The 26,145-nt window shown below is 52.3% G+C and carries 23 protein-coding genes; 14 read left to right on the top strand and 9 right to left on the bottom strand.

The window, feature by feature from the left end:
• Positions 1-7: 7 nt before the first annotated feature.
• Both CG67_RS12055 and tolC read right to left on the bottom strand, forming a co-directional pair.
• Positions 8-658 (bottom strand): DUF1190 family protein, encoded by a 651-nt coding sequence (locus CG67_RS12055; RefSeq protein WP_025903198.1) that lies wholly within the window; start codon positions 656-658, stop codon positions 8-10.
• 141 nt (positions 659-799) lie between these two features.
• The gene (gene tolC, locus CG67_RS12060) at positions 800-2,281 is read right to left on the bottom strand and encodes an outer membrane channel protein TolC (protein WP_025903199.1); all 1,482 of its coding nucleotides are present in this window, start codon (positions 2,279-2,281) and stop codon (positions 800-802) included.
• A 224-nt stretch (positions 2,282-2,505) separates the two neighbouring features.
• On the opposite strand from tolC, the gene nudF reads away from it, so the two are divergent.
• Genes nudF through parE form a run of 5 tightly spaced genes read left to right on the top strand, consistent with a single transcriptional unit; the run spans position 2,506 to position 6,964 of the window.
• On the top strand, positions 2,506-3,141 hold the full coding sequence (nudF, locus tag CG67_RS12065) for an ADP-ribose diphosphatase (protein WP_025903200.1): 636 nt from the start codon (positions 2,506-2,508) through the stop codon (positions 3,139-3,141).
• Complete coding sequence (locus CG67_RS12070; protein ID WP_025903201.1) at positions 3,138-3,563, top strand: DUF1249 family protein; 426 nt, start codon at positions 3,138-3,140, stop codon at positions 3,561-3,563. Before nudF ends, CG67_RS12070 begins: the two co-directional genes overlap by 4 nt.
• Before the next feature lie 45 nt (positions 3,564-3,608).
• A complete protein-coding gene (cpdA, locus tag CG67_RS12075; RefSeq protein ID WP_025903202.1) occupies positions 3,609-4,436 on the top strand; it encodes a 3',5'-cyclic-AMP phosphodiesterase in 828 nt (275 codons plus the stop codon).
• A 3-nt stretch (positions 4,437-4,439) separates the two neighbouring features.
• On the top strand, positions 4,440-5,021 hold the full coding sequence (gene yqiA / locus CG67_RS12080; protein WP_025903203.1) for an esterase YqiA: 582 nt from the start codon (positions 4,440-4,442) through the stop codon (positions 5,019-5,021).
• 47 nt (positions 5,022-5,068) lie between these two features.
• On the top strand, positions 5,069-6,964 hold the full coding sequence (parE, locus tag CG67_RS12085) for a DNA topoisomerase IV subunit B (protein WP_025903204.1): 1,896 nt from the start codon (positions 5,069-5,071) through the stop codon (positions 6,962-6,964).
• A gap of 69 nt (positions 6,965-7,033) precedes the next feature.
• On the opposite strand, the gene CG67_RS12090 is transcribed toward parE, so the two are convergent.
• Both CG67_RS12090 and CG67_RS12095 read right to left on the bottom strand, forming a co-directional pair.
• On the bottom strand, positions 7,034-7,951 hold the full coding sequence (locus tag CG67_RS12090) for a DMT family transporter (RefSeq protein ID WP_025903205.1): 918 nt from the start codon (positions 7,949-7,951) through the stop codon (positions 7,034-7,036).
• A gap of 232 nt (positions 7,952-8,183) precedes the next feature.
• Positions 8,184-9,041: a LysR family transcriptional regulator gene (locus CG67_RS12095; protein WP_025903206.1), complete on the bottom strand. Its 858-nt coding sequence runs from the start codon at positions 9,039-9,041 to the stop codon at positions 8,184-8,186.
• Positions 9,042-9,237: 196 nt separating this feature from the next.
• Between CG67_RS12095 and CG67_RS12100 the strand changes: the two genes are divergently transcribed.
• Entirely contained in the window at positions 9,238-9,564 is a 327-nt protein-coding gene (locus tag CG67_RS12100) for a hypothetical protein (protein ID WP_025903207.1), read from the top strand.
• A 146-nt stretch (positions 9,565-9,710) separates the two neighbouring features.
• Positions 9,711-10,619 (top strand): LysR family transcriptional regulator, encoded by a 909-nt coding sequence (locus CG67_RS12105; protein ID WP_025903208.1) that lies wholly within the window; start codon positions 9,711-9,713, stop codon positions 10,617-10,619.
• Positions 10,620-10,622: 3 nt separating this feature from the next.
• Here the strand turns inward: CG67_RS12105 and CG67_RS12110 are convergent, their stop codons facing one another.
• Positions 10,623-11,204, bottom strand: a complete 582-nt coding sequence (locus tag CG67_RS12110; protein WP_025903209.1) for an NAD(P)H-dependent oxidoreductase — start codon at positions 11,202-11,204, stop codon at positions 10,623-10,625.
• A gap of 628 nt (positions 11,205-11,832) precedes the next feature.
• On the opposite strand from CG67_RS12110, the gene parC reads away from it, so the two are divergent.
• From parC to ftsP, 3 genes are all read left to right on the top strand, one after another.
• Complete coding sequence (gene parC / locus CG67_RS12120; protein WP_025903211.1) at positions 11,833-14,124, top strand: DNA topoisomerase IV subunit A; 2,292 nt, start codon at positions 11,833-11,835, stop codon at positions 14,122-14,124.
• A 166-nt stretch (positions 14,125-14,290) separates the two neighbouring features.
• Positions 14,291-15,028 (top strand): 1-acylglycerol-3-phosphate O-acyltransferase, encoded by a 738-nt coding sequence (locus tag CG67_RS12125; RefSeq protein ID WP_025903212.1) that lies wholly within the window; start codon positions 14,291-14,293, stop codon positions 15,026-15,028.
• An 80-nt stretch (positions 15,029-15,108) separates the two neighbouring features.
• On the top strand, positions 15,109-16,530 hold the full coding sequence (gene ftsP, locus CG67_RS12130) for a cell division protein FtsP (protein ID WP_025903213.1): 1,422 nt from the start codon (positions 15,109-15,111) through the stop codon (positions 16,528-16,530).
• A gap of 48 nt (positions 16,531-16,578) precedes the next feature.
• Here the strand turns inward: ftsP and dkgA are convergent, their stop codons facing one another.
• The 3 genes from dkgA to metC form a co-directional block, all read right to left on the bottom strand.
• A complete protein-coding gene (gene dkgA / locus CG67_RS12135; RefSeq protein ID WP_025903214.1) occupies positions 16,579-17,409 on the bottom strand; it encodes a 2,5-didehydrogluconate reductase DkgA in 831 nt (276 codons plus the stop codon).
• 190 nt (positions 17,410-17,599) lie between these two features.
• Positions 17,600-18,262, bottom strand: a complete 663-nt coding sequence (locus CG67_RS12140) for a DedA family protein (protein ID WP_025903215.1) — start codon at positions 18,260-18,262, stop codon at positions 17,600-17,602.
• Positions 18,263-18,365: 103 nt separating this feature from the next.
• Complete coding sequence (metC, locus tag CG67_RS12145; protein WP_025903216.1) at positions 18,366-19,577, bottom strand: cystathionine beta-lyase; 1,212 nt, start codon at positions 19,575-19,577, stop codon at positions 18,366-18,368.
• A gap of 285 nt (positions 19,578-19,862) precedes the next feature.
• On the opposite strand from metC, the gene exbB reads away from it, so the two are divergent.
• The 3 genes from exbB to CG67_RS12160 all read left to right on the top strand — a co-directional run bounded on the left by exbB (position 19,863) and on the right by CG67_RS12160 (position 23,745).
• A complete protein-coding gene (exbB, locus tag CG67_RS12150; protein ID WP_025903217.1) occupies positions 19,863-20,588 on the top strand; it encodes a tol-pal system-associated acyl-CoA thioesterase in 726 nt (241 codons plus the stop codon).
• Positions 20,589-20,593: 5 nt separating this feature from the next.
• On the top strand, positions 20,594-21,016 hold the full coding sequence (exbD, locus tag CG67_RS12155; protein ID WP_025903218.1) for a TonB system transport protein ExbD: 423 nt from the start codon (positions 20,594-20,596) through the stop codon (positions 21,014-21,016).
• Between the two features lie 614 nt (positions 21,017-21,630).
• Complete coding sequence (locus CG67_RS12160; protein WP_025903219.1) at positions 21,631-23,745, top strand: bifunctional diguanylate cyclase/phosphodiesterase; 2,115 nt, start codon at positions 21,631-21,633, stop codon at positions 23,743-23,745.
• A 227-nt stretch (positions 23,746-23,972) separates the two neighbouring features.
• Here CG67_RS12160 and CG67_RS12165 read toward each other — a convergent pair whose 3' ends face one another.
• On the bottom strand, positions 23,973-24,440 hold the full coding sequence (locus tag CG67_RS12165; protein ID WP_025903220.1) for a RidA family protein: 468 nt from the start codon (positions 24,438-24,440) through the stop codon (positions 23,973-23,975).
• Between the two features lie 436 nt (positions 24,441-24,876).
• Here CG67_RS12165 and CG67_RS12170 point away from each other — a divergent pair, with 436 nt between their 5' ends.
• Complete coding sequence (locus CG67_RS12170) at positions 24,877-26,124, top strand: FAD-binding oxidoreductase (RefSeq protein ID WP_025903221.1); 1,248 nt, start codon at positions 24,877-24,879, stop codon at positions 26,122-26,124.
• The last annotated feature ends 21 nt before the right edge of the window (positions 26,125-26,145 follow it).

Below are 26,145 nucleotides of genomic sequence, written 5' to 3' on the forward strand. Positions count from 1 at the left end.
CCAGGCATCAGCCTCCGAAGGTTCTGCCGCTGCGGGCAGCGGGTGCAGCGCTATGACGCTGCATGGGCATCTGACGCGCCACGGACTCTCCGAAACCGCCACGGGTAATAGTGGTGGTGGTTGCCGGTTTCGGTGCCATGGCGGTTTTCGGCACGGTCGCACTTCGTCCGCCCGTTGCCGGACCGTAGCTCCGGCCGGAGGCATCCACAAATTGTCCCCGGGCTGGGCTTGCCGCATTACGCGGGCTGAACAGCGGCTGGGCCATCCCCCCACCCATCATGCGCCCCATCATGTAGCCCGCCATCAGTGGCATCCAGGGGCTGCTGCTGTGTTGAGGTTCAGTCCCTGCGGCAGCCGGTACCTGCTGGCACTGATTTTCACCGAACTCGGCGACACAGTCTTCGCGGGTAGCATATTTCGGGGCAGTACGGGCGGCTTCTTTGACGGCGCTGTTATAAGCGCTGGTACATTGTGCGGACTGCCCGGGATTTGACTGACTGCACTGGTCAGCATTCATGTACATTGAGACTTTCTCGTCTTTTTGTTCGCAGCCACTGACCATAAATACTGCGGAAAAAGCCATCGCCACCGGCGTCAGATGGCGAGGCTGCCAGCCTTTTCGAAAGGCAGCATGACGTATATTTTTTGTCCGTTTCATTTTATTTTTCCTGAGCCCAGAGATCAGGGCTAAGAATAGGGGATGGCTGGTCGAAAATGAAGCAGAAGCAGGGAGCGCACGGGGATCTTTACGTTGTTATACGTTTCGCCGGGGAACGGAGTTGTCCCCGGCGGATCAGGGCTAGTGGCGGAAAGGGTTACCACTGCGTTGTGATGTGACGTTCTGACGTGCTGCGGCCGGTGTCACTGCAGCATTACCTTGTGCGGAGGTGTCGCCATCTGCCGCAGCATCCTGTTGCGGATTTTCAGGCGCAACGGTATCCGGTGAAGTAGATACGTCTTTACCCAGCTGAGCATTCAGTGTGGCCAGGTCCTGTTCATTCAGGGTTCCCAGTGCATACTTGATATTCAGCTGATTAATCAGATAACTGTAGCGTGCATCTGACAGTTGCTGTCTTGCGTTGTACAGGGTAGTGGTGGCATCCAGTACATCGACGATAGTACGGGTACCCACCTGGTAGCCTGCTTCCATCGCATCCAGCGAGCTTTTGGCAGAAACGACGGCCTGTTTGTACGCATTAATGCTGCTGATGGAGGCATTCACGTTATTAAACGAGGAACGTACGGTCTGGACCGCGGAGCGATGTGCACTTTCCAGTTTTTCGCTGGCGCTGACAAAGCTGTATTCTGCCTGCTTCACTTCTGAGGAGACGGCACCGCCGCTGTACAACGGAATAGAAAGGCTGAGGCCGACCTGAGTTGTTCCGGCAATCGAGTCCTGAGTGGACGACGTGGTATGTGCACGGTAGCCATCATACTTACTGTTAGACATTCCGGTAGATGCCGTCAGGCCCAGCGTAGGCATATGACCGGTTTCAGCATATTTAATCTGTTCACGGGCCAGATCCTGCGATAAGCGCGCCGACAATAAGGTCAGGTTGTGATTATCCGCTTGTTTCAGCAATGCATTCACGGCTTCCGGTTTCTCGGTCCGGAAACGGGACATATCCAGCGAGGCCAGCGAGTAATAGTCATTCCCTGTGACCTGACGTAAGGCTTCAACCATATTATCAAGATTATTACGGGCAGTGACTTCATTCGCTAATACACTGTCATATTGTGCACGGGCGTTCTGTACATCAGTAATCGCGACCAGGCCGACATTGAAACGCTGAGTTGTTTGATCCAATTCGCGATAAATGGATTGTTTCTGCGCTTCAGTATAAGAAAGCGTATCAATAGCCTTTAACACATTGAAATAGGCTGTTGCCGTATTCAGGATCAGATCCTGTTGTGCAACCTGATAAGTAACATCCTGAATACCGGCGGTTTTTTCCTGTAACGTCAGCGCACGCCATTTAGACATATCAAAAATAGTCTGTGTCAGCTGTAATGAGGCACTGCCGGTGTTGGAGCGAACACCGCTGTTATCACGATAGCCACTGTTGAAAGTGTAATCGCCACCCAGACCTAACTGAGGTAACAGAGGGCTGCGTGATTCATTGATTTTTTCGAATGCGGCATCACGATCGGCAGCAGCACTGCGCAAGTCAGGGTTAGAGGTACGGGCTTGCTGGTAAACCTGGAGAAGATCTTCTGCCTGGCTAAGCTGTGTGAAGCCGGCAAGGCTCATGCCAATAATAATGGGGAGCAATTTTTTCATTTGCATTCCTTGTATTGCAGCGAAATTGCATAAATAGTGCTATCGGGTGCCAAAAAATAATCAGCGATTCTATCAGAGTAAGATGGCATGTTAAGTTGGCTTAACGTGCCATCCGGGTTGGATAGCGCGAAATAAGGGCCAAATATGTACCTGCAACGGGGTGTAACATTTGCAGTATATAACGTTATACCGGGTTGTCATTATAGGTTATCAGGAGTAACGCTATGGCGGAGATAAAAAAATCGCCCCTGACTTTCGGGCATCACGATGTAGAAATTATGACACGGGAAAGCCGGTATAAAGGTTTTTTTTCTTTGATTAGCTACCGTTTTCGGCATCGTTTATTTTCCGGCGGGATGAGCCCGGTGATTGAACGTGAAGTTCTGGAGCGGGGACACGCCGTCGCGGTGCTGCCTTATGACCCTATCCGTGACCAGGTTGTGCTGATAGAACAGATACGGATCCCGGCCTATGATACCAGTGAAACCCCGTGGCTCCTTGAGATAGTGGCGGGTATGATAGGTAAGGATGAATCTGATGAGCAGGTGGCACGGCGCGAGGCAAAAGAAGAAACCGGTTTAACCCTGGGCCGGCTGAAACCTGTGATCAATTATTTGTCGAGCCCCGGCGGGAGCAGTGAGCGGATCACTGTGCTGGCCGGAGAGGCTGATGCTTCGAAGGCTCAAGGAACTCACGGGCTGGCAGAGGAAAACGAGGATATTCTCGTCAGGGTGGTGAGCAGGGAGCAGGCTTATCAATGGGTAGAAAAGGGGATTATCGATAATGCAGCCACAGTGATTGCCCTGCAGTGGCTTGAGCTGCATCACAGACGACTGAAAGAAGAATGGAAGGCCACATGACACAACGCTACACTCCCGATTTCCCTGAAATGATGCGTCTTAACGAGACGAACTATGCGCAACTGCGCCGGCTGTTGCCCCGGGAGGAGCGGGAAGGGGAGAGCATAACGTATCAGATTAACAGTGCACGTTATCGCCTGACTATTGAAGAATCCACGCGCTACACCACCCGCATTAATCTTTGTCAGACCGCGCCTGCCGTCAGCTACTGGAGTCTGCCTGCGATGTCTGTCAGGCTTTATCATGATGCACGTGTTGCGGAAGTGTGTTCAACACAACAGATCTATCGTTTTAAAGCGCGCTATGATTATCCGAATAACAAATTGCATCAGCGTGATGAAAAACATCAGATTAATCAGTTCCTGGCCGAATGGCTCCGTTACTGCCTGCTGCAAGGTACGATGGCCGAAGCGATGTGTTAACCCCGGGCCCTTTCCCGATAATCGTGTGCTCACAAAGGATATCTCTTGGATAGTGTGCTAACCCCCCGGATCGCCGACAATGCACAGATACGTGTGCTGCAATTAACAGATACCCATCTGTTTCAGGGCAGGCACGAATCTCTGCTGGGCGTGAATACCTGGGCAGGCTTCCAGGCGGTGTTAGATGCTATCCTTGAGCAACAGGATCATTTTGATTTGATCATCGCTACCGGTGATCTGGCTCAGGACCATTCGGTACAGGCATACCGGAATTTTGCGGAAGGTATTTCCCGTCTCCCCGCCCCCTGTGTCTGGTTACCGGGGAACCATGATTTTCAGCCAGCCATGTATGATACGCTGGCCAGTGCCGGTATCAGTCAGTGCAGGCATGTACTGCTGGGTGATGACTGGCAGATGTTGCTGCTGGACAGTCAGGTGTATGGTGTCCCCCATGGCATGCTGTGTGACTTTCAGCTGGAATGGCTTGAAACGACACTTTCCCGCTCACCGGAACGTGATACGATCATCCTGCTGCATCATCATCCGGTACCTTCCGGATGCCGCTGGCTGGACCAGCATAGCCTGCGTAATTCTCACCAGCTGGATGCCGTACTGCAGGGCTATCCCCGTGTCAGGGCGCTGATTTGCGGGCATATCCACCAGGAAATGGATGAGGATTGGCAGGGCCGTCGGGTACTCTCTTCGCCTTCCACCTGTGTCCAGTTTAAACCCCATTGCAGCGGTTTTACTATTGATGCCCTGCCACCGGGCTGGCGCTGGTTAACTCTGAAACCGGGCGGAGAAATAGAGACTGCCGTTTGTCGTCTCAACACGACCGATTTCCTGCCCGATCTGGAATCTGAAGGATATTAATCCATGTCTGTTTTGCTTTATCTGCATGGTTTTAACAGTTCCCCCCGTTCTGTGAAAGCCACCCTGCTACAGCAATGGGTGCAACAACATTACCCGCAAGTCACCATGATCACGCCACAGTTACCGGATTATCCCGATGACGCCGCCAGGATGCTGGATGCACTGGTCCCGGAATTTGCCGGAGAGCCTGCGGGCATTGTGGGGTCGTCTCTCGGCGGGTATTATGCCACCTGGCTGTCACAGCGTTTTATGCTGCCTGCGGTGGTGATAAACCCTGCGACCCGGCCTTTTGAACTGCTGCAACACTATCTTGGCGATAACCGGAACCCGTACACGGGCCGGGAATATGTGTTAGAGTCTCGCCATATCCATGACCTGAAGGCAATGCAGGTCGACCCCCTGGTTGCACCGGATCTTTTATGGCTGTTATTACAGACCGGCGATGAAGTGCTTGATTACCGGCAGGCGCTGACCTGTTACTCAGCCTGCCGCCAGACAGTCGAGGAAGGGGGAGACCATGCCTTCCGCGGTTTTGAACGCTATTTTCCACAGTTGATTGATTTCCTGGGATTAGCCTGCGACTGACCATGCAGCGCGAACCAACCTAATTCAGAAAAAACGAAAAGAGAACAATGACCCAATCAAGTTATAACGCGGATGCTATTGAGGTACTGACCGGGCTTGAGCCTGTCCGTCGGCGACCAGGCATGTATACGGATACTGCGCGTCCTAACCATCTTGGCCAGGAAGTCATTGATAACAGTATCGATGAAGCGCTGGCCGGGCATGCAAAACGTGTTGAAGTGATTTTGCATGCGGATCAGTCGCTGGAAGTGATTGATGATGGCCGGGGAATGCCGGTCGATATCCACCCGGAAGAAGGGGTGCCGGCGATTGAATTAATTTTCTGTCGCTTACATGCCGGGGGTAAGTTCTCTAATAAAAACTACCAGTTTTCGGGCGGCTTACACGGGGTAGGTATATCGGTTGTGAATGCGCTATCGACCCGTGTTGAAGTTTCAGTTCGCCGTAACGGTGAAGTCTTCGCAATGGCCTTTGAAAACGGTGAGAAAGTTGAAGATTTACAGGTGGTTGGCACCGTCGGCCGCCGTAACAGCGGGACACGGGTTCACTTCTGGCCGGATGCGTCATTTTTTGACAGCCCGCGCTTTTCCGTCACCCGGCTAACCCATTTACTGAAAGCAAAAGCGGTTCTCTGCCCCGGCGTGGAGATTATTTTTCGGGATAAAGCGGCGAATACCGAGCAGCGCTGGCGCTATGAAGACGGCCTGACAGACTATCTGAAAGAGGCCGTTGATGGCCTGATCACCTTGCCGGAACAACCGTTTGTCGGGACTTTTTCCGGCGATACGGAAGCCGTGGACTGGGCATTGCTCTGGTTACCGGAAGGCGGAGAGTTACTGACCGAAAGTTACGTTAACCTGATCCCGACAATGCAGGGAGGCACGCACGTTAACGGATTGCGTCAGGGGTTGCTGGATGCGATGCGTAACTTCTGTGAGTACCGCAATATTCTGCCGCGGGGTGTCAAACTGTCCGCCGAAGATATCTGGGATCGCTGTGCCTATGTGTTATCGGTCAAAATGCAGGACCCGCAGTTTGCCGGTCAGACAAAAGAACGTCTTTCTTCGCGCCAGTCAGCGGCCTTTGTTTCGGCAATTGTTAAAGATGCCTTCAGCCTGTGGCTGAACCAGAATGTTCAGCAGGCGGAACAACTGGCAGAAATGGCCATCAGTAGTGCCCAGCGCCGTATGCGTGCTGCCAAAAAAGTGGTGCGTAAAAAAATCACCAGCGGCCCGGCGCTGCCAGGCAAGCTTGCAGATTGTACGGCCCAGGATCTGAACAAAACCGAACTGTTTCTGGTGGAAGGGGATTCCGCGGGGGGGTCCGCTAAACAGGCCCGGGATCGCGAATATCAGGCGATTATGCCGCTGAAAGGGAAGATCCTGAATACCTGGGAAGTCTCTTCCGATGAAGTGCTGGCCTCACAGGAAGTTCATGATATTTCTGTGGCGATTGGTATGGATCCGGACAGCGAAGATTTGAGCCTGCTGCGCTATGGAAAAATTTGTATCCTTGCGGATGCGGACTCCGACGGACTGCATATTGCCACCTTACTGTGTGCCTTATTCGTCCGTCACTTTCCGGCACTGGTCCGGGGCGGCCATGTTTATGTCGCGATGCCGCCATTGTACCGTATTGATTTAGGGAAAGAAGTTTACTATGCCCTGGATGAAGACGAAAAAGCCGGTGTTCTGGAGCAACTGAAACGCAAGAAAGGGAAAGTGAATGTTCAGCGCTTCAAAGGGTTAGGTGAGATGAACCCGATGCAACTGCGTGAAACGACACTGGATCCTAACACCCGTCGACTGGTTCAGCTGTCTGTTGATGAGAATGATCGGGATGAAACCCTGAAAATCATGGATATGCTGCTGGCGAAAAAACGTTCTGAAGACCGTCGTAACTGGTTGCAGGAACGGGGTGATAAAGCGGATATCGAAGTCTGAGTCCCGGCCAGGCAGGCAGGTGTCTGCCTGGCGTTAAACTGCGGTGAAATCCCCCGTTATCTGTGGCGATTACAGTTCGGTTAATCGTCGTGCTGAGCGGTTGGGATCCGGCGCCAGAGAGATAAGCACGACGGAGAAAAGAATGAGCAGAGAGCCTGTCCATTCGGGCAAGCCAAAAGGAACGCCCAGCAGTATGACCGACAGGAAAGCACTGCTCAATGGCTCCGCACAGCTCAGAATACTGGCATTCTGGCTTCCGGTCAGATAAGCCCCCTTCAGAAACAGACTGAAAGTCAGCGCGGTCCCTATCAGGATCAGATAACCCAGAGCCAATCCGCCGGAAATGCCCAGCATACGCAGGTCCAGACCCGGCAGATAAAACGGTACCAGGGCGACACCGGCAATCAGCATACTTATCCCCGTGACAGACAATGTGCCGAACCGGCGTATTAATTCTGAGGAATACCCGGCGTTAAATGCCGCCGCGCAGGCGGAGATCAATCCCCAAATCAGACCTGAAGCAGAAAGCTGTAAGGATGTCAGATGGCCCTTTGTTGCCATTAATAATGTTCCTGCCAGTGAGGCCAGTACAGCAATACAAATCATCATTCCCGGCAATTTCCGGCGGGTAACGACGGTGTACAGGACCAGCACGACAGGGGCCAGAAACTGTAATACGGTCGCGGTCGCGGCGTTGGTCTTCTCTATAGTGATCAGGAAGGAGAGCTGTATCATCAGCGTCCCGAACACACTGAAAATAATCAGCCTGATCACCGTCGACCTTTCACGAAACATTTTCCCCGGCTGGCTGCCCTGTAGCAGACCGAGTGCTGTCAGGATCAGACCGGAAAACAGTAGCCGGATCATGGTGACAGCGCCGGGGCTCAGAGCATAAGACCGGAAAAGATACTGGGCACTGACCCCGGAGCTTCCCCACAGTGTCGCGGCCAGCAGTACCAGATAAACTCCCTGACGAGATGTATTCATTAATTTCAGACAAACCATGGCGATAAAACGTATAGAAACCATTTTTTGACGTCAGTGTCACGTGAGCGTCAGCCGTTCTGATAAATACAGAATTTGGTTCTGCGTATCCGGATTCTGTTAAACAATTATTGTCCTGATGGCGAGCCAGGGACAGTCTGCGATCACCGCTCCGGCTATTTTTTCTCAGGGATTGTCTGTCTTTCCGGGGCTGCTGTGAGTTTTGTCGGATACGCTAGCAGGACGGAAATTCACGGGCAAAGAAATCGATAAAGGCACGTAACTTAGGTCCTGTATGACGGTTATCCGGCCAGACAATATTTACCGTGCGGGTGGATGTTTCACTGCCGGCTAAACGGATAAGTTTTCCTTCCGCGACGGCTTCCCGGCAAATATATTCGGGCAGATACGCAAGTCCGGCCCCCGCAAGGCATAACTGATGGATGAGCGGCACCGAGTTGAACGCGGATGCCTGTCTGACTTCCCGCGGGTCGAACGGGATCGCGCCATCCCATCGTTCAATCCGGCCAGTGGAAGGATAACGGTAAAACAGAAAACGATTCGCATTCAGCTTTTCTGCAGGCGCGTAGGCCGGGGAATGGAAAACAGCCATGGATAATGTGCCGATACTTCTGGCATATAATCGCGAATCATGACTTTCGCCAAAACGTATCACCGCATCAAAGCCATCTTTAATAATATCGCTGTGATCATCACTGACATCGACGTCGAGCTCAGTCTGAGGCCAGGCCTGCATAAATTTTGCCAGCAGTCGGCTGAACAGACCATCGATATTCGGTACGCTGATTTTCAGTTTTCCCCGGTAATTCTGTTTAAGATCACTGAAGGCACTTATGGCATTATCAAATTCACTGACGATAGTCGTGGCATAATGTAAAAGAAGTTCACCTTCCTCCGTCAGAGAAATATGCCGGGTACTGCGCCGGAACAGCAGAATATTATGACGGTGTTCAATTTTCTGAATCACTTTGCCCACGGCGGAAGGCGTCATACCGAGTGCACTGGCCGCTTTGGCAAAGCTCTGGCTGTTCGCTGCCTGAATAAAAACAGATAAATCCTTCACAGAATACATGTACGCTCCGGGTCTGATTACGGAATAATATTCCATTCACTGTATCCGGATTGTAAGTTAAACACTTCGCAGACAGAAGATATGATGACCCGGTAGACAGGAAGATCTTAAATCATGATGTCCTGTGATCCCGGACGACAGCGACGTAATATCAGTTACGCAGTCCGATAACCCTAATGATTAACGGAGAATAGCAATGGCAACACTTTTCCCTCATTCAGGCCAGAGTTTTACCTTAACGATGGATAATGGTCTGCAGATTATTAACAGTTATCATGCCGAGAACGATCTTATTCGTGTGGAGTTTTTATCGGGCGACTTAACCGGGACCGTGATGGAAATTCCTTTCCAGTGGCGTGAACTGGCGGATGGCAGCTTTCTGCTGAGCTGGCAGGAGTCAGATAATAATACCGTCGTGCATTGCGATAATTTTAAAACCGGTATTTCTTATGCTTATTACACCACTATGACCGGGGATTTTTATGTGATGGAAGGAAAAATCCGACCTACCGGCGGGGAGTAAAGGGAAGCATTTAGCAGGTATATTGTGCGGGCTCTCTGGTCATCGCGGGCCTGCTGATGGCAAACTCGGCACAATAAGTCACAATGGCAGCCTGTCAGGTCTCTCCGGCCGGTGATAAGGCTGGGAACCTGCCGGGAAAATAATTGATGAAAGTTACTCTTGAGGATATGCGGATCTGGATAGCTGTCGTGGACAGTGGCTCCATCACGGCCGCCGCCTCACAGTTGGATATGACATCGTCGACAGTCAGCAGAACACTGAGCCGCCTGGAACGTAAACTTGAAACCGCCCTGATGTTGCGTACTACCCGCAGAATGGCACTGACGCCGGAAGGAACATTATTTCTGCAGCGAGCCCGGGAAATTCTGGCTGCCATGGCGTCTGCCGAAGATGAGCTGGCGATCCGCCGGGAAACCCCGGCAGGCAGATTACGCATCAACACCGCCCCTTCATTTATGCAGCATGTCATTGTGCCGTTTATTGGCGGATTTATTGAACAATACCCGCAGATTGAACCTGAACTGGCCACTGACGATTTACCTATTGATCTGCTTGAGCAGCAAACGGATATCGCTATCCGGATGGGGGTATTGCAGGACTCAGGGATCCATGCACGGTTGCTGGGGTACAGCCCGTTACGTTTATTTGCCAGCCCGGACTATCTCCGCCGCTATGGTACGCCGCGTCACAGTGATGAACTCAGTCAGCACCGGACACTGGGATTTTCCCAGCCGGCGGTACACAATCACTGGCCGGTGATGAATGCGCAGAATGAACTTTTACAGGTCACTCCCACGTTACGGGCTTCAAGCGGGGAAACTATCCTGCAGCTTGCCATTGCCGGGCAAGGTATCGCCAGGCTCTCTGATTTTGCTTCTGCATCTGCACTGCGTCAGGGGCTGCTGGTACCGGTACTGGAACAGGTTCTGCACCCGATGCAGCTTCCGGTGCATGCCGTGTATTACCGGAATACCTCTCTGACGGCACGGGTACGCTGCTTTCTTGATTATCTGCAACAGACCGTGCATCAGCACGGTCTGTTAGTGAACCGGTAGTGGTCAGTTAAATACTTTCTGTAAGTGCTGCTGATATTGCGAGATATAGAACGGCACTTGCGGATCTTTAATCACATCATTGCAGATAAAGGTCGGTAACGGGCTCATACCCAGGAACTGACAGGCTTTATGGGAATGCAGATACACGCCATCGACCCCGACACCTTCAAAGAACTGCTGCGGATCGGTAAAGGCTTCCAGCGGAGCATTCCATGTCAGAGATAACATATATTTTTTACCCTGCAGCAGGCCCCCTGAACCGTATTTTTTGGTGCTGTCTTCGCGGCTGCGTCCGTCACTGGCATACAAACGGCCATGACCATAGGTAAAAACTTCATCGATATATTTTTTAACGGTCCAGGGTTCACCCATCCACCAACCCGGCATCTGGAAAATGACCACATCATGGCTGACGAATTTATCGATCTCTGCCTCGATATCGTAGCCCTGATCGATACGCGTGACGGAGACCTGATGCCCAAGACTGCGAAGTTCTGCGGCACCTTCTTCACTCAGGGTGTGGTTTAATCGTCCGGCGGAGTGACCGAAAGTGGTCCCTCCATCAATAATCAGTATCTGGCTCATCGCTGTTTCCTCATTAAGTATTTTTACGCATTATGATCTCTGAAGATGAGTAAAAAAAACCTGCAGTGAGCAGAAGAATGTTGCTGCCGATGCAATAATCGCTCAGTGCCCGGGGTATCAGATAGCCGTTGCAGGCTGTGATCTCTGACCGGGGCCCGGGAAGAAAACATACGGGCAGGAAGGCCACTTTTTTGAACATCGGGAATGGCCGGGGCTGAGTACATTGTGCAGGCCGGGAGCGGTTGCCGGGAAAACACCCGTTATTTTCTGCAGTCAGCGACACTGACAGCGATAATATTGACCCGGGGATCGCGGAACGGGTGACGGATCTGAGTATGGCGGAGGGACTGAGCGTATCATTATCCCCCGTCCGGGAAATAAAAAGGCAGAACAAGCATCGTCATCGGCCGGGTATCGCTCTCAGGTCGGAGATACCGCGAGAGCATACCGGCGGGGCAGGCGGTGTTGGTCACGCTATTTTCAGCCACTCACCGGTTGGTCATAAAAAATCTTCCGGTGCTGCGTCCTCTTCGTCCCTGTGACTAAGCCCTGTGAATAATGTACTATCCCCGCCAGATAACCGCCAAAGACTGGTGTCTGGCTGGCCGCGAAGTGAGGATTGATTAAGATGAGCGACATGACCCGGGACGGAACTGAACGTCTCGCATTGCATAAATTTACGGAAAACGCGTACCTGAACTACTCCATGTACGTCATCATGGACAGGGCACTGCCCTATATCGGTGACGGACTGAAGCCTGTTCAGCGACGTATCATCTATGCAATGTCTGAGCTGGGGTTAAATGCCAGTGCAAAATTTAAAAAATCAGCGCGTACAGTCGGGGATGTTTTAGGTAAATATCATCCGCACGGTGACAGTGCCTGTTATGAAGCGATGGTGCTGATGGCACAGCCGTTTTCCTACCGTTATCCGCTGGTGGACGGTCAGGGGAACTGGGGGGCACCGGATGATCCTAAGTCATTTGCAGCCATGCGTTATACCGAATCACGCTTATCGAAATATGCTGAAATCCTGCTCAGTGAACTGGGGCAGGGGACGGTCGACTATGTCCCTAACTTTGACGGTACGCTGGAAGAGCCGAAAATGCTGCCCGCCCGGTTACCGAATATTCTGCTGAACGGGACGACCGGTATCGCGGTGGGTATGGCCACTGATATTCCGCCACATAACCTGCGTGAAGTTGCGAATGCCGCTATTGCACTGATTGAACGCCCCTCCACAACGCTGGATGAGCTGCTGGACATTGTTCAGGGCCCGGATTTCCCGACCGATGCGGAAATTATTACCCCGCGCAGCGAGATCCGTAAAATTTATGCCAACGGACGCGGTAGCGTCAGACAACGCGCTGTCTGGAAAAAAGAAGACGGCGAAATCATTATCTCTGCGCTGCCTCATCAGGTATCCGGGGCCCGGGTGCTGGAACAGATTGCGACACAGATGCGTAATAAGAAGCTGCCGATGGTGGAGGATTTACGTGATGAGTCAGATCATGAAAATCCGACCCGGCTGGTGGTTGTCCCTCGTTCTAACCGTATCGATGCAGAGCAGGTGATGAACCATCTGTTCGCCACCACGGATCTTGAAAAAAGTTATCGTATTAACCTCAATATGATAGGCCTGGACAACCGTCCGGCGGTGAAAGATCTGCGGGAAATCCTGAGTGAATGGCTGGTTTACCGTCGTGAAACCGTCCGTAAACGTCTGAACTTCCGGCTGGATAAAATCCTGCGCCGGTTAAATATTCTGGCCGGTTTACTGGTTGCGTTCCTGAATATCGACGAAGTGATCGATATTATCCGTACAGAAGATGCCCCCAAACCGGTACTGATGTCGCGTTTTGAGCTGAATGATATTCAGGCAGAAGCCATTCTCGAGTTAAAGTTACGCCACCTGGCAAAACTCGAAGAGATAAAAATTCGTGGAGAGCAGGAAGCGCTGGAGAAAGAGCGTGATGAGCTCCAGGCCTTACTGGCGTCAGAACGTAAGATGAATACGTTACTGAAAAAAGAACTCCAGGCCGACAGTAAAACCTATGGCGATGATCGTCGCTCTCCGTTGTGTGAACGTTCTGAAGCGAAGGCTATCAGCGAGACCGACCTGGTGCCTTCAGAGCCGGTGACTATTGTCCTCTCCCGGATGGGGTGGGTCAGAAGTGCAAAAGGTCATGATATTGATCCGGCCGGGCTGAATTATAAATCCGGTGACAGTTACCTGGCTTCCGCGCGGGGTAAAAGTAATCTCCCTGTCTCCTTTATCGATTCCAGCGGACGAAGCTATACCCTTGACCCGAACACCTTACCTTCCGCGCGAGGTCAGGGAGAACCCCTCACCGGGAAACTGACGTTGCCGCCGGGGGCGACCATGGAACACGTACTGATGGAGGCTGACGATCAGCGTTTACTGATGGCCTCGGATGCCGGTTATGGCTTTATCTGTACCTTCAGTGACCTGCAGTCGCGTAACCGTGCCGGTAAAGCCTTACTCTCTCTGCCGGCCAATGGCAAAGTAATGACCCCTCTGGCCGTCCATCATGATGATGATATGCTGCTGGCGATTTCTGCGGCAGGACGGATGCTGATGTTCCCGGTGACTGATCTGCCAGCATTGTCTAAAGGTAAGGGCAATAAAATTATCTCTATCCCGGCGGCTGAAGCGGCCGAAGGGAAAGATACTCTGGCCTGGTTACTCCTGCTGCCGCCAGGAAGTGTGGTGACGTTACATGTCGGTAAACGCAAACTGACTCTGCGTGAAGAGGATTTACAAAAATTCAGAACCGAACGTGGTCGTCGCGGTACGCTGTTACCTCGCGGGTTACAACGGATTGATCGGGTGGAAGTGGATGCGCCGTCACGGGCAGAGGCCTGGACTAAGGATGACAGCGAGTCTTCTGAGAATTAACCGATTGATATTTCTGCCGGCAGATTCTGCGAACTGAAAAAAAAACGTTATACTTGCCGGCTGAAAAGTATATCAGGGTAACCACAGCGATGACCTACGGCCAGCGTTGTGATATTCAGGCCTGTCTTCAGGATGCTCCGGAGCAGGCCACTATTAAGAGGTTGTTATGCTGTTAGTTCTGCGCGCCCTTTTCGTTTTTGTTTATTCGGTTATCGTCTGTGTAGGCGGATGTCTGTGGTGTTGCTTCTCTCCCCGCAACCCTCGCCATGTGGCGACTTTTGCCCATGCGTTTGGCTGGCTGCACAATATTTTTGGTCTGCGGATCGAGTCCCGAAAACCGGAAGGGGCTGAAAAAATCGGTAATGCTATCTATATTGCTAACCACCAGAATAATTATGACATGATCACCGCGGCCAATATGGTCCAGCCGCCGACAGTTACCGTCGGCAAAAAAAGCCTGGTATGGGTCCCTTTTTTCGGACCGCTTTACTGGCTGACCGGTAATTTGCTGATCGATCGCAATAATAAAAGTAAAGCCCACGACACCATCAGTGATGTGGTCGAACAATTTAAGAAAAAAGAGATCTCTTTCTGGATGTTCCCGGAAGGAACCCGTAGCCGTGGCCGTGGTCTGCTGCCGTTCAAAACCGGGGCATTTCATGCTGCTATCGCCGCCGGCGTTCCGGTCATCCCGGTGGTTGTTTCAGATACCCATGATAAAATTAAGTTTAATCGCTGGAATAATGGTCTGGTGATTGTTGAAATGCTGCCACCTGTCGATATCAAACAGTTTGAAGGTCAGTCCGCCAGGAAGCTGGCGACTCACTGCCGTGAATTAATGGCGGCAAGACTGGAAGAGCTGAATGCAGAGGTTGCCCGTCGTAGTCAGGAAGAAAAAAGATAATCTGACCGCTGGCTGAAGTGGTCAGAAAAAATGTGGGTCGTTTGTCGTGGGGCGTTAATAAGTATAAGGTCAGAAGCATTATGTCTTTTAGCAGGCGTCAGTTCCTTCAGTTATCCGCTGCAGCCGTCGCGGGTACGACATTATTACCGCAGGTAGCACAGGCCGAGGAACGCGGAGAGAATCCCTTACCGGTACCGCCTTTGCTGGAATCCCGGCGCGGACAACCACTATTTCTTACCCTTCAGTCGAGTCACTGGGCCTTCAGTGGCGGGAATAAAGCGCCGGTATGGGGCTTTAACGGCCGTTATCTGGGGCCGACCGTACGAGTAAAAAATGGTGATGATGTTAAGCTGATTTACAGTAACCGCTTGCAGGAGGCGGTTTCTATGACGATCAGTGGATTACAGGTACCTGGCGCGTTGAATGGCGGGGCTCCCCGGCAGATTTCGCCGAACGTTGACTGGGCACCGGTACTGCCGGTCCGCCAGCCTGCGGCGACCTGTTGGTATCATGCCGATACGCCACATCTTATGGCTCCCCATGTATACAATGGCCTGGCGGGCATGTGGCTGATTGAAGATGACAACAGTAAATCTCTGGCATTACCCAAACATTATGGTCTTGATGATTTTCCGCTGATCATTCAGGACAAACGACTGGATAATTTCGGGTCACCGGAATACGACAGTCACGCGAAAGAAGGCTTTTACGGCGATGTTCTGTTGGTGAACGGCGTGCAGAAGCCCTATGTGAATGTATCGCGCGGCTGGGTCAGGTTACGTCTGCTGAATGCTTCCAATGCCCGTCGTTATCAGCTGCAACTCAGTGATAACCGGCCTTTTACCGTGATTGCGGGTGATCAGGGCTTTCTGCCCGCGCCGGTCATGGTACAGCAATTGGCGCTGGCCCCGGGGGAACGCCGGGAAGTGCTGGTCGATCTTTCGCAAGGCAATGATGTTTCAATCACTGCCGGTACCGCGGCGACCTTTGTTGAACGTATCAAGGGTATCTTCCAGCCATCCTCTATTCTGACCTCGACGCTGGTGCTGACATTGCGTCCGACCGGTTTATTGCCTCTGGTGACTAATGATTTGCCGACACAACTGAACGGTCCGGCTCAGCAGAGTAGCGTCACCGGCAGCCGCCAGATCCGTCTGGATGATTCTCCGCCCGGCATCAATGGTAGTGCCTGGGATATGATGCGTATTGATACGGTGGTGACTCAGGGAACGACTGAACGCTGGACGGTGCAGGCTAATCATCCGCAACCTTTCCATATTCAGGGCGCGGTATTTCTTATCAGCAGTATTAACGGTGCGCCGCCGATGGCAGAAGATCGGGGCTGGAAAGATACGGTCTGGGTGGACGGTACCGTGGAATTACTGGTCACTTTCCCGCACAGTTCCTCTGAGCATTTTCCGTTTGTTTATTACAGCCAGAATCTTGAACTGGCTGACCGCGGCGTGGCCGGTCAGCTTATGGTTCAGCAGGCGATTAACTGATCCTGATGCTTCCTGAAATGACCGGCGGGATAGCCGCCGGTCAGCGTATTACACTTTATTAAAACTCTCGGGTTCCGGACCCAGGCGTTTTCCTGCATCCAGCGCAGCCAGCTCGCTCAGCTCACTTTTATCCAGACTGAAATCGAAGACGTCAAAGTTCTCATCGATCCGTTTCGGGGTCACTGATTTGGGGATCACGACCAGCCCGCTATCAATATGCCAGCGGATAACAATCTGTGCTGGCGATTTTCCGTATTTTTGAGCCAGGCGAAGGATCAGCGGTTGGTCAAAGACACCTTCACCGCCTTGTGCCAGCGGGCTCCATGATTCTGTGCGAATATGATGCAAATCATTCCAGGCATGCAACGGACGTTGCTGGAACAGGGGATGCAGCTCAATCTGATTAATCGCCGGGGTCACACCGGTTTCGCGGATAAGCTGTTCCAGGTGGGCCTGCTGAAAATTACAGACACCGATACTGCGCGTCAGCCCTTGCTTCTGTAACTCAATCAGTTGTTTCCAGGCATCAACAAAATTGTCATTCTGCGGACAGGGCCAGTGGATAAGGTAGAGATCCACATAAGAAAGTTGCAGCTTTTGCAGGCTGGTTTCCAGTGCCTCGCGGGCCTGTAACTGATCTGAATTCCAGAGTTTGGTGGTAATAAACAGATCTTCCCGGGGCAGGTCACTCTGCTGCAGAGCCTGACCGACACCTTCTTCGTTCTGATAGACGGATGCGGTATCGATAGAGCGGTATCCTGTCTTCAGGGCATGGATAACGGCATGGCGCGTCTGTTCAATGCTGGCTTGCCAGACGCCTAATCCCAGTTGAGGCATAAGACAATCGTCATTGAGTCTGACAAAGGGTTGTCCGGACATACTGTTCTCCTCCGTGGTATTTGGGTATTGCATGATTACGGTGGCACGGGGTTGAGTGTAGCTTGTTATTGCCGTCTTTACCGGGCAGGGCGGTCACTCTCAGATAATACCGGGTATGATGTTGCGGGCCGGAGGAAAAGGGGGCCTGCCTGTACCGAACAGGCCCTCAATCAACAGCGATACCGGGAAGTTATCCGGCGTTGTGATAGCGTTTTTTCAGGATAAGGATCAGTGACCCGAGAAGGCCACTGACCAGTAGCAGTAGCGGGATTAACATCAGGACGGTCATCACCTGGTCTTCATGTCGCCGGATCAGCGGCACATGACTGATCCCGTAGCCGAGAGTCACCAGGATCACCACCCACAGCAGGCCACTCAGCCAGTTAAACACCTGAAATCGGGTATTGCTCAGTCCCGAAATGCCCGCCATGGTCGGCAGCAGGGTGCGGACAAAGGCCAGAAAACGGCCAATCAGCAGTGCCGCAAGGCCATGCTGCTGAAACATCTCCCCGGCCCGCTGATGATAACGGGGCGGCAGATGTTTCAGCCAGCCCTGCACCAGCGGGGAATTCCCGAGCCATCGCCCCTGAAGATACCCCATCCAGCATCCCAGGCTGGCTGCTGTGGTGAGGAGCACCAGCGCAGGAATAAAGTGCATCACGCCTCTGGCAATCAGAGCGCCGGCCAGTAACAGTAAGCTGTCACCTGGCAGGAAGGCTGCAGGCAATAAGCCGTTTTCCAGAAACAGCAGGGTAAACATTACCGCATAGACAATCCATACACTCTGAGGATCCGCAAGAACGGCAAAATCCTGATGCCAGAGAGCCAGGACTACCTCATTTAAAGCACTCATCAGTCGTCTCGTTATAAAATCATTACCGCAGAGCCGCCGCAATAACTGCCCGTCAGGGCGGTTAAAGCCGCATCACCCTCTCATTTGTTTGCAGGCCAGTGCATTATCCCCGATGACGTGCCAGACGTTCAAAACCCGCCGCCAGGTCGGCAATCAGGTCATCGACATTCTCCAGCCCGATATGCAGACGTACCAGAGTGCCGGGCAACAGTGCTTCTCCCTGAGGACGGATGGCTGCAATTTCTTTCGGCTGGTTAGTGAGGATCAGCGATTCAAATCCGCCCCATGAATAGGCCATGCTGAAGTGGCTGAAATTATCCAGGAAATCGGCCAGCGCTTCTTGAGAGAGTTGTTCCCGTAATACAAATGAGAACAGACCGCTGCTGCCGGTGAAATCGCGTTTCCAGAAGCGGTGGCCCGGTGACTGCGCCAGCGCCGGATGATTGACACGCCAGACTTCTTCACGTTCTGCCAGCCATTCGGCGACTTTCAGACTACTTTCTTCATGCTGTCGCAGACGGACGGACAGGGTACGCAGGCCCCGTGAGGTCATATAGGCCGTATCTGCATCCACCATCTGCCCCATCAGATAAGAATTTTCACGCAGGGTCGGGTAACAGCGCTCATTTGCTACCGCTGTACCGATCATCCCGTCGGAGTGACCTATCAGGTATTTAGTGCCTGCCTGGATTGAGATATCAATTCCGAAATCCAGTGCATTAAACAGTACACCGGCCGCCCAGGTATTATCCATCATAATAATGGCGTCCGGAGCTTTCCTGCGGACTGCGGCCACAATGGCCGGAATATCCTGCACTTCCATAGTGATGGAGGCCGGAGATTCAAGGAAAACGATACGGGTGTTCGGCTGGACCCATTGCTCAATTTCACTGCCGGAGGTATGAGGAAAGTAGGTGGTGGCGACGTTAAGCTTACGCAGGATAGTGTTACAGAAGTCGCGGGTGGGTTCATACACGGAACCGCACATCAGAACGTGGTCGCCGCTTTCAGCGAACGCCAGAATGGCGTTGGTCACGGCGGCAGCGCCACAAGGATAAAGGGCACACCCTGCACCATTTTCCAGCTCACACATCGCTTCCTGAAGTGCAAAGTGAGTCAGGGTGCCGCGACGCCCGTAAAAAAGCTCACCTTGTGTGCGGCCCGCCGTCGCTCGTTTTTTTTCGGCAACAGTCTCAAAAACCAGCGATGATGCCCGCTGAATGACGCTGTTTACCGCGCCTGCGGTATAGCGTTTGCCTCTGCCTGCGCTGATCAGTGTCGTTTCCAGCTTTTTATCTGAAGTGTTATTAGTCATTTTTCTCTGCTCTGCCAGTATAACCCTGAGTGACACGTTAACATGAAAAGGTGCCCGGGCCAGTGATCACGAGAAAAATTCACCTGATCGTTTCCTGTCACAGAATAAGGGGTTCTGATGACAGCATAATGACGGCGGCAGAGGCCTCCCGTGGGGGGGCAGGCACTTCAGGATGTAAATACTAATGATAACCACTATCAATTAAGCTGTGATTTGGTATGATCGGTGATATTGCAGGTTGTTAAACGGTTATATGGAGTCGCACACGTGGTAGCCAATGATCTTATGCAGACGGATCTTTCCGTTTGGGGCATGTATCAGCATGCCGATATTGTTGTAAAAATTGTCATGATTGGTCTGTTACTCGCATCAGTGGTGACCTGGGCGATATTCTTCGGTAAGTTTACTGAACTGAGTGCAGCCAAACGCCGGCTCAGAGCAGAACAAAAGGCGCTAAAAGAGGTACGGACTCTGCAACAGGCCGTGGATGTCTCTGCGACGTTCCCGGCCAGTAGTCATAGCCGGGCACTGATTGCGGAAGCGCTGGACGAACGGGATCTCTCTGCCGGAAGTCATGAACCGGAAGGGATTAAAGAACGCACCGGTTTCCGGCTGGAACGTAAGGTCGCCTCAGTTGGCCGTTTTGCCTCACGCGGTAACGGTTTTCTGGCCACTATCGGCTCTGTTGCTCCGTTTATCGGGCTGTTCGGTACGGTCTGGGGCATAATGAACAGCTTTATCGGGATAGCTAAAACGCAGACCACCAACCTGGCGGTGGTCGCACCGGGCATTGCAGAAGCTCTTCTGGCAACGGCTATCGGCCTGGTGGCGGCGATCCCGGCAGTCGTTATCTATAACTTTTTCGCCCGGATGATTGCCGGTTATAAAGCGTCTCTGAGTGATACCGCGGCGCAGGTACTGCTGCTGCAGAGCCGTGACCTCGATCTGAATCAGGGTGCGGTGAACAGTACTCCGGCGCGTACCTCTGCCCAACAACTGCGGGTGAGTTAATCGTTATGGCAATGCGTCTGAATGAAGATGTGGAAAACGATGGCGAAATGAGTGAGATCAACGTGACGCCCTTTATCGACGTCATGCTGGTATTACTGATTATTTTTATGGTAGCGGCCCCGTTATCGACGGTAGATGTTAAGGTCAATCTCCCGGCCTCTACCAGTAAGCCTGCACCACGCCCTGAAAAGCCGGTCTATCTGAGTATCAAAGCAGATAAATCGCTGTATGTCGGCAATGAGCCGGTCTCTGCCGGACAACTGATGGCGTCCATTGATGCACTGACCAGTGGTAACAAAGATACCACCATCTTTTTCCAGGCAGACAAAGATGTGGATTACGCGACCCTGATGAGCGTTATGGATGAATTGCGCGCGGGCGGGTATCTGAAAGTCGGGCTGATGGGGCTGGAATCCGCGGCCCATTGATTGCCGGTTATGTGTCCAGTGAGTGAAGGGCTTCTCTGAAAAGGGAGGCCTTTTTTATACAGTCAGTTCTTATTGTTATTGGTGGTAAATTGTTACATGCGACCGCCATTGCAGGCACATTCCTTCCGATAAGTTTACCTGACGTTTGCCACCTGCTGATCAGCACACTGTGTATCGGTGACCTGGTCAGACGTTATCCGTTGAAACAGAAATCGGTGACACTGAACGTGTGTGAATAAGTGTTCTTTGACGCTGTCTGCTGTGATCTGTCAGCGCAGGAGGCTATGGAATAAATGTTCCCGTCACCCCCGTTTTATACTCCCTGCATTGTATGCGGATATTTTTGGCGTCCGGAATCAATTAAGATTTGTTAATGCCAGATTGTATGACGTACTATGATTAATTAGCAGACTTTTTTTACAGGGCGTCAGCGTGCAACAGTTCTTGCCGTACTTGTCTGCGCTGGCGCAGTGCCGGATTGATTCAATCACTTAATAAGTCATGACATTCTCTTTCGCAACGATGATTTTCATTGTGCCAGGGAGTTGTTCTGTTTTTCACTGCTATTTTTAGTCAATACCTTCGTTTATCAACCTGTGACAAAAGGAATCATTATGCTCGATGTATCCTGGGATAAGTGGCTGGTCCTTATATCCCTGCTCATCGCCTTTATCGCCTCTTTTACTGCATTGGATACAGCAGGGCGTGTCGCCAGTTCGCAGGGATGGAAAGCCAGGTTCTGGCTGGCGGGTGGCGGAACAGCTATGGGTATTGGTGTCTGGTCGATGCACTTTATCGGCATGCTCGCCATGAAATTTCCGATGCCAATGCATTACAGTATCGGTTATACCGGAGTTTCTTTGCTGCTGGTGATTGTGGCATCAATCGTCGCTCTGCAACAGGTGGTCAGCCAGCAACATCTGGGCTGGGAACGATTCACCCGTGGTGCATTATTGTTAGGCAGCGGGATTGTGGGGATGCATTATCTTGGAATGTATGCCTTGCTGATTGACCCGGGGATCGTCTGGGATCGGGGTATGGTGATCCTGTCCATCGTCATTGCCTATGTTGCGTCCGGCGTTGCCCTCTGGCTGGCTTTTGAATTGCGCAAAGGGGAAAGCGGGATTGTACTGCGTCGTCTGCAGGCATCTCTGGTGATGGGATTCGCGATTGCCGGTATGCACTACGTGGGGATGGATGCAGCAAGTTTTAAGTCCGGGTCCCATATGTACGGGCACGGTATCAATTCGCCAGCGCTGGCTATTTGGGTGTTTTTGTTTACCCTCAGTATCCTTGGCTGCAGTCTGCTGGTATCGATGATTGATTCGCAGATAAAAACGACACGACTGGCAAAGAAATTACATCAGGCCAACCGTGAGTTACATAAGCTGGCGATGCATGACCCCTTGACCTTATTGCCCAACCGCGCTTATCTGGAAGAACAACTGGACCACTACATTCAGGGTGCATCCTCAGGGTCGGCGTTTGCCCTGATGTTCCTCGACCTGGATGGCTTTAAGATGATCAATGATGCTTACGGGCATCATATCGGTGACCGGTTACTGATTATGGTGACCGAGCGGTTAAAGAATATTCTTGATTCTGACCATGTGCTGGCGCGTGTCGGGGGGGATGAGTTTGTGTTACTCACACCGTCTACCTCGGCAGAAATGGCAGAACGAATCGCTGCCGGAATGGTGAAGGCTATCGAAAAGCCGTTTCATATTTCGGACTATGAGCTGATGGTGTCAATCAGTATCGGGATTGCCCTCTATCCGCCACACGGGTCCGAAGGCCGGGATATGATGTTCAATGCTGATGTCGCCATGTACCACACCAAGAATAATGGCCGTAATGGTTTCAGCGTCTACCGTCCGGACATGAACCCGATGGGTAAAAGTCAGGTCCAGTTGAAAAATGAACTGTGGCGGGCGTTGTACCATAATGAGTTACGTCTGTTCTATCAGCCGAAGAACGATGCCGGAAGTGGTCAGATTATCGGTTACGAAGCACTGGTACGCTGGCAGCATCCTGTGCGTGGTTTATTATCTCCGGATAAATTCCTGCCGGTGGCAGAAAAAAGCGGCATGATCATTCAGGTGGGCGAATGGGTGCTGAATGAAGCCTGTCGTCAGCTGGCTATCTGGCACGCTCAGGGCAATACAGAATTATCCGTATCCGTGAATCTGTCAGCACTGCAGTTTGAACAGGAAATGCTGGCCCAGGTGGTACTGAATGCATTAACTACCAATAATGTACCGCCGGAAAAAATGATTCTGGAGATCACCGAAACCACGGCCATGCGTTCGCCTAAGGAAACTATCCGGATACTGAACATTCTGAAAGAACACGGTATTCAGGTTTCTATCGATGATTTCGGCACCGGCTATTCCAGTCTGCTGTACCTGCAAAGTATCCCGGCCAGCGAACTGAAGATTGACCGTGCGTTTGTGCGTGAAATTAATAATAACCATACCGATACCCGGTTATTAGCTATGATCATTGAACTGGCGAAGAATATGAATCTGAATATTGTCGCTGAAGGCGTCGAGACCGAGGAGCAGCAGCGTCAGCTGACGGAACTGGGCTGTAATATCCTGCAGGGCTTTTATTTCAGTCGTCCGGTTCCGCCGGAACAACTGGTACTGCCGGAAGTGATGGCTAAACCCCATACACAGGTCAAACTGGATTTGGTACCGGATACCGGTTCCCGGAAAATCAGCGCCTGACGAGAGCTTAAAGGCCCGTGCGGGGACCGACCGACCCGCATAAGGTGGATGTCACTGTTATTAATCATTCACCGCGGTTTTTCGCATAAAAAGCCCTCCCCGAAAAACGGGGAGGGCTTTTTTAATATGCCGGGAACCCGCAGCCGGGCCATGAGGAAACGGCTTCCGGGGTTTATCTGCAAATGTGTCATTTTTCAGAACGCCTGGCACAAAGGGGACGCAGGCCGTTATTCCGCGGCTATTTCGGCAATCATTTCGATTTCCACCGCCATCCCCAGCGGTAACTCTGTGGCCGAGACGGCACTCCTGGCATGTTTGCCTTTGTCACCAAACACCTCGACGATAAAATCTGAAGCACCATTGATGACCAGATGCTGCTGATCAAACCCCGGAGCACTACGAACCCATGCCAGCAGTTTGACGAATCTTTTGATTCTGTTTAACGACCCCAGTTCGTTTTTCAGCACGCTGAGCGCATTAATCGCAGCCAGCCGTGCCGCCTGATATCCCTCGTCAGGCGTTATGTCGTGGCCTACCGAACCTTTCCAGACCACAGTACCGTCTGACAGCGGCCCCTGCCCGGAGACAAACGCGAGTGAACCACTGATGACCACCGGGACAAAGTTAGCCGGGGGGGAGGTAACGACGGGAAGAGTCATACCCATTGCTTCGATTTTCTGATCCGGAGTTAGCATATCGTTTTCCTGAACGCGGAGAGTAAGTGATACCAGGGGGTACCGCTGAGCGTTTCATCATAAAATCTTTTCCGGATTTACTCTCATACTGAAAACTGATATCCGTAATGATACCCCGCGGATTAACGGGCCGTCGCGGGGCCGTGACAGCAGTAACATTCCCCCGGGCTGCCGTGACCGGCGAACCTGTGACAAATCGCGGACGGCAGGAGACAGGGTTAACACTGCAGTGCCTGAAACCGGAAGGATCCCGGGTAAGGCTCAGACGTTCACTGCCAGTGCTGGCATACGAATTGCTTTACTTTCTATGAACCGCAGAACCCCGGTACGGAAGGGGATCCCATCGAACAAAGGGCCGCGGACCGTGAACTCCGGATACCGGAGACACGCGATGACTCTTAGTACCGAACCGGTACTGCTTTTACAGGTAAATTCTATGACGTATGACGTATTTGTTTTAGGTGCAGGGATGGTGGGTACCGGCTGCGCGCACTATTTACAGGAAAGCGGAAAAACCGTCGCCCTGGTCGATAAAGGTGCACCCGGCATGCAGACCTCTCATGGTAATGCAGGCATCATTCAGCGGGAGGCTATTCAGCCGTATGCGTTTCCCCGCCAGTTATCGGTGATCCTTACTGCGGCGGCTAACCGGCGAACGGATATACGTTACCAGCTGCCCGCGGTACCTTCGTTTATCAGGCCGCTCCGCCAGTATTACCACTATTCGGCTCCTGCCAGGTATGCCGGCATCGCACGCGAGTATGCCTCACTGATCTCCCTCTCCCTCGAAACGCATAATGAGTTAATTCATAAAGCGGGTGCAGAGGCACTGACGGGAACTCACCAGTGGCTTGCACTGTCACGTACCGACCGGCACCTGGAAGAAAGTTACCTGTCTGCAGATTTGCTGGCAGAGCAGGGGGTCAGCCACACAAAATTATCGGCAGAGGATTTGAAACTCAGAGAACCGGATATCAGTCCTCTGTTTCCCGGGGCTGTTATGTGGACGTCTCCCAGGACGATTCGTGATCCGTCAGCATTAGTGCAGTCGTATGTGGATCTTTTTCTGAGTGGCGGCGGAACCTTTATTTCCGCAGATGCGCAAACCCTGAGCCGGACCCGTGACGGTTTGTGGGAGATCAGAAATGACCAGGGGGATGTCAGCCAGGCACGCCAGGTGGTGGTGGCTCTGGGGCCATGGAGTACATTACTGACCGCTAAGTTCGGATATCAGCCCCCGTTATTTTCTAAGCGCGGTTATCACCGGCATTATAAAACACAATCCGGTAAGCAACTGAATAACTGGGTACTGGATGCGGAAAAAGGATTTCTGCTGGCGCCGATGAACCGCGGTATCCGGCTGACGACCGGTGCTGAACTTGCAAGGCTTGATGATCCGCAAACGCCCCGTCAGCTGGAACAACTGGAGCCTGTTGCCCGGCAGGACTTTCCGCTGGGAGAACGGGCGGATGATGAGACATGGTCAGGCAGCCGGCCATGTTTCCCGGATATGAAGCCGGTTATCGGTGAAGTGCCTGGTGTCAGTCATATGTGGTGTGCTTTCGGTCACGGGCATCAGGGGTTCACCCTGGGACCTGCCACCGGCATGCTGCTGGCGCAGATGATGACCGGTCAGAAAACCGCTATCGAAATGCAGCCTTTCCGTCCGGGAAGGTGGACGTAGCAGCTTTCTGCGGTATGCAGA

The sequence above is a fragment of the Tatumella sp. UCD-D_suzukii genome (genome assembly GCF_000611875.2).
In the GTDB taxonomy this organism is placed as follows: Bacteria; Pseudomonadota; Gammaproteobacteria; order Enterobacterales; family Enterobacteriaceae; genus Tatumella; species Tatumella ptyseos.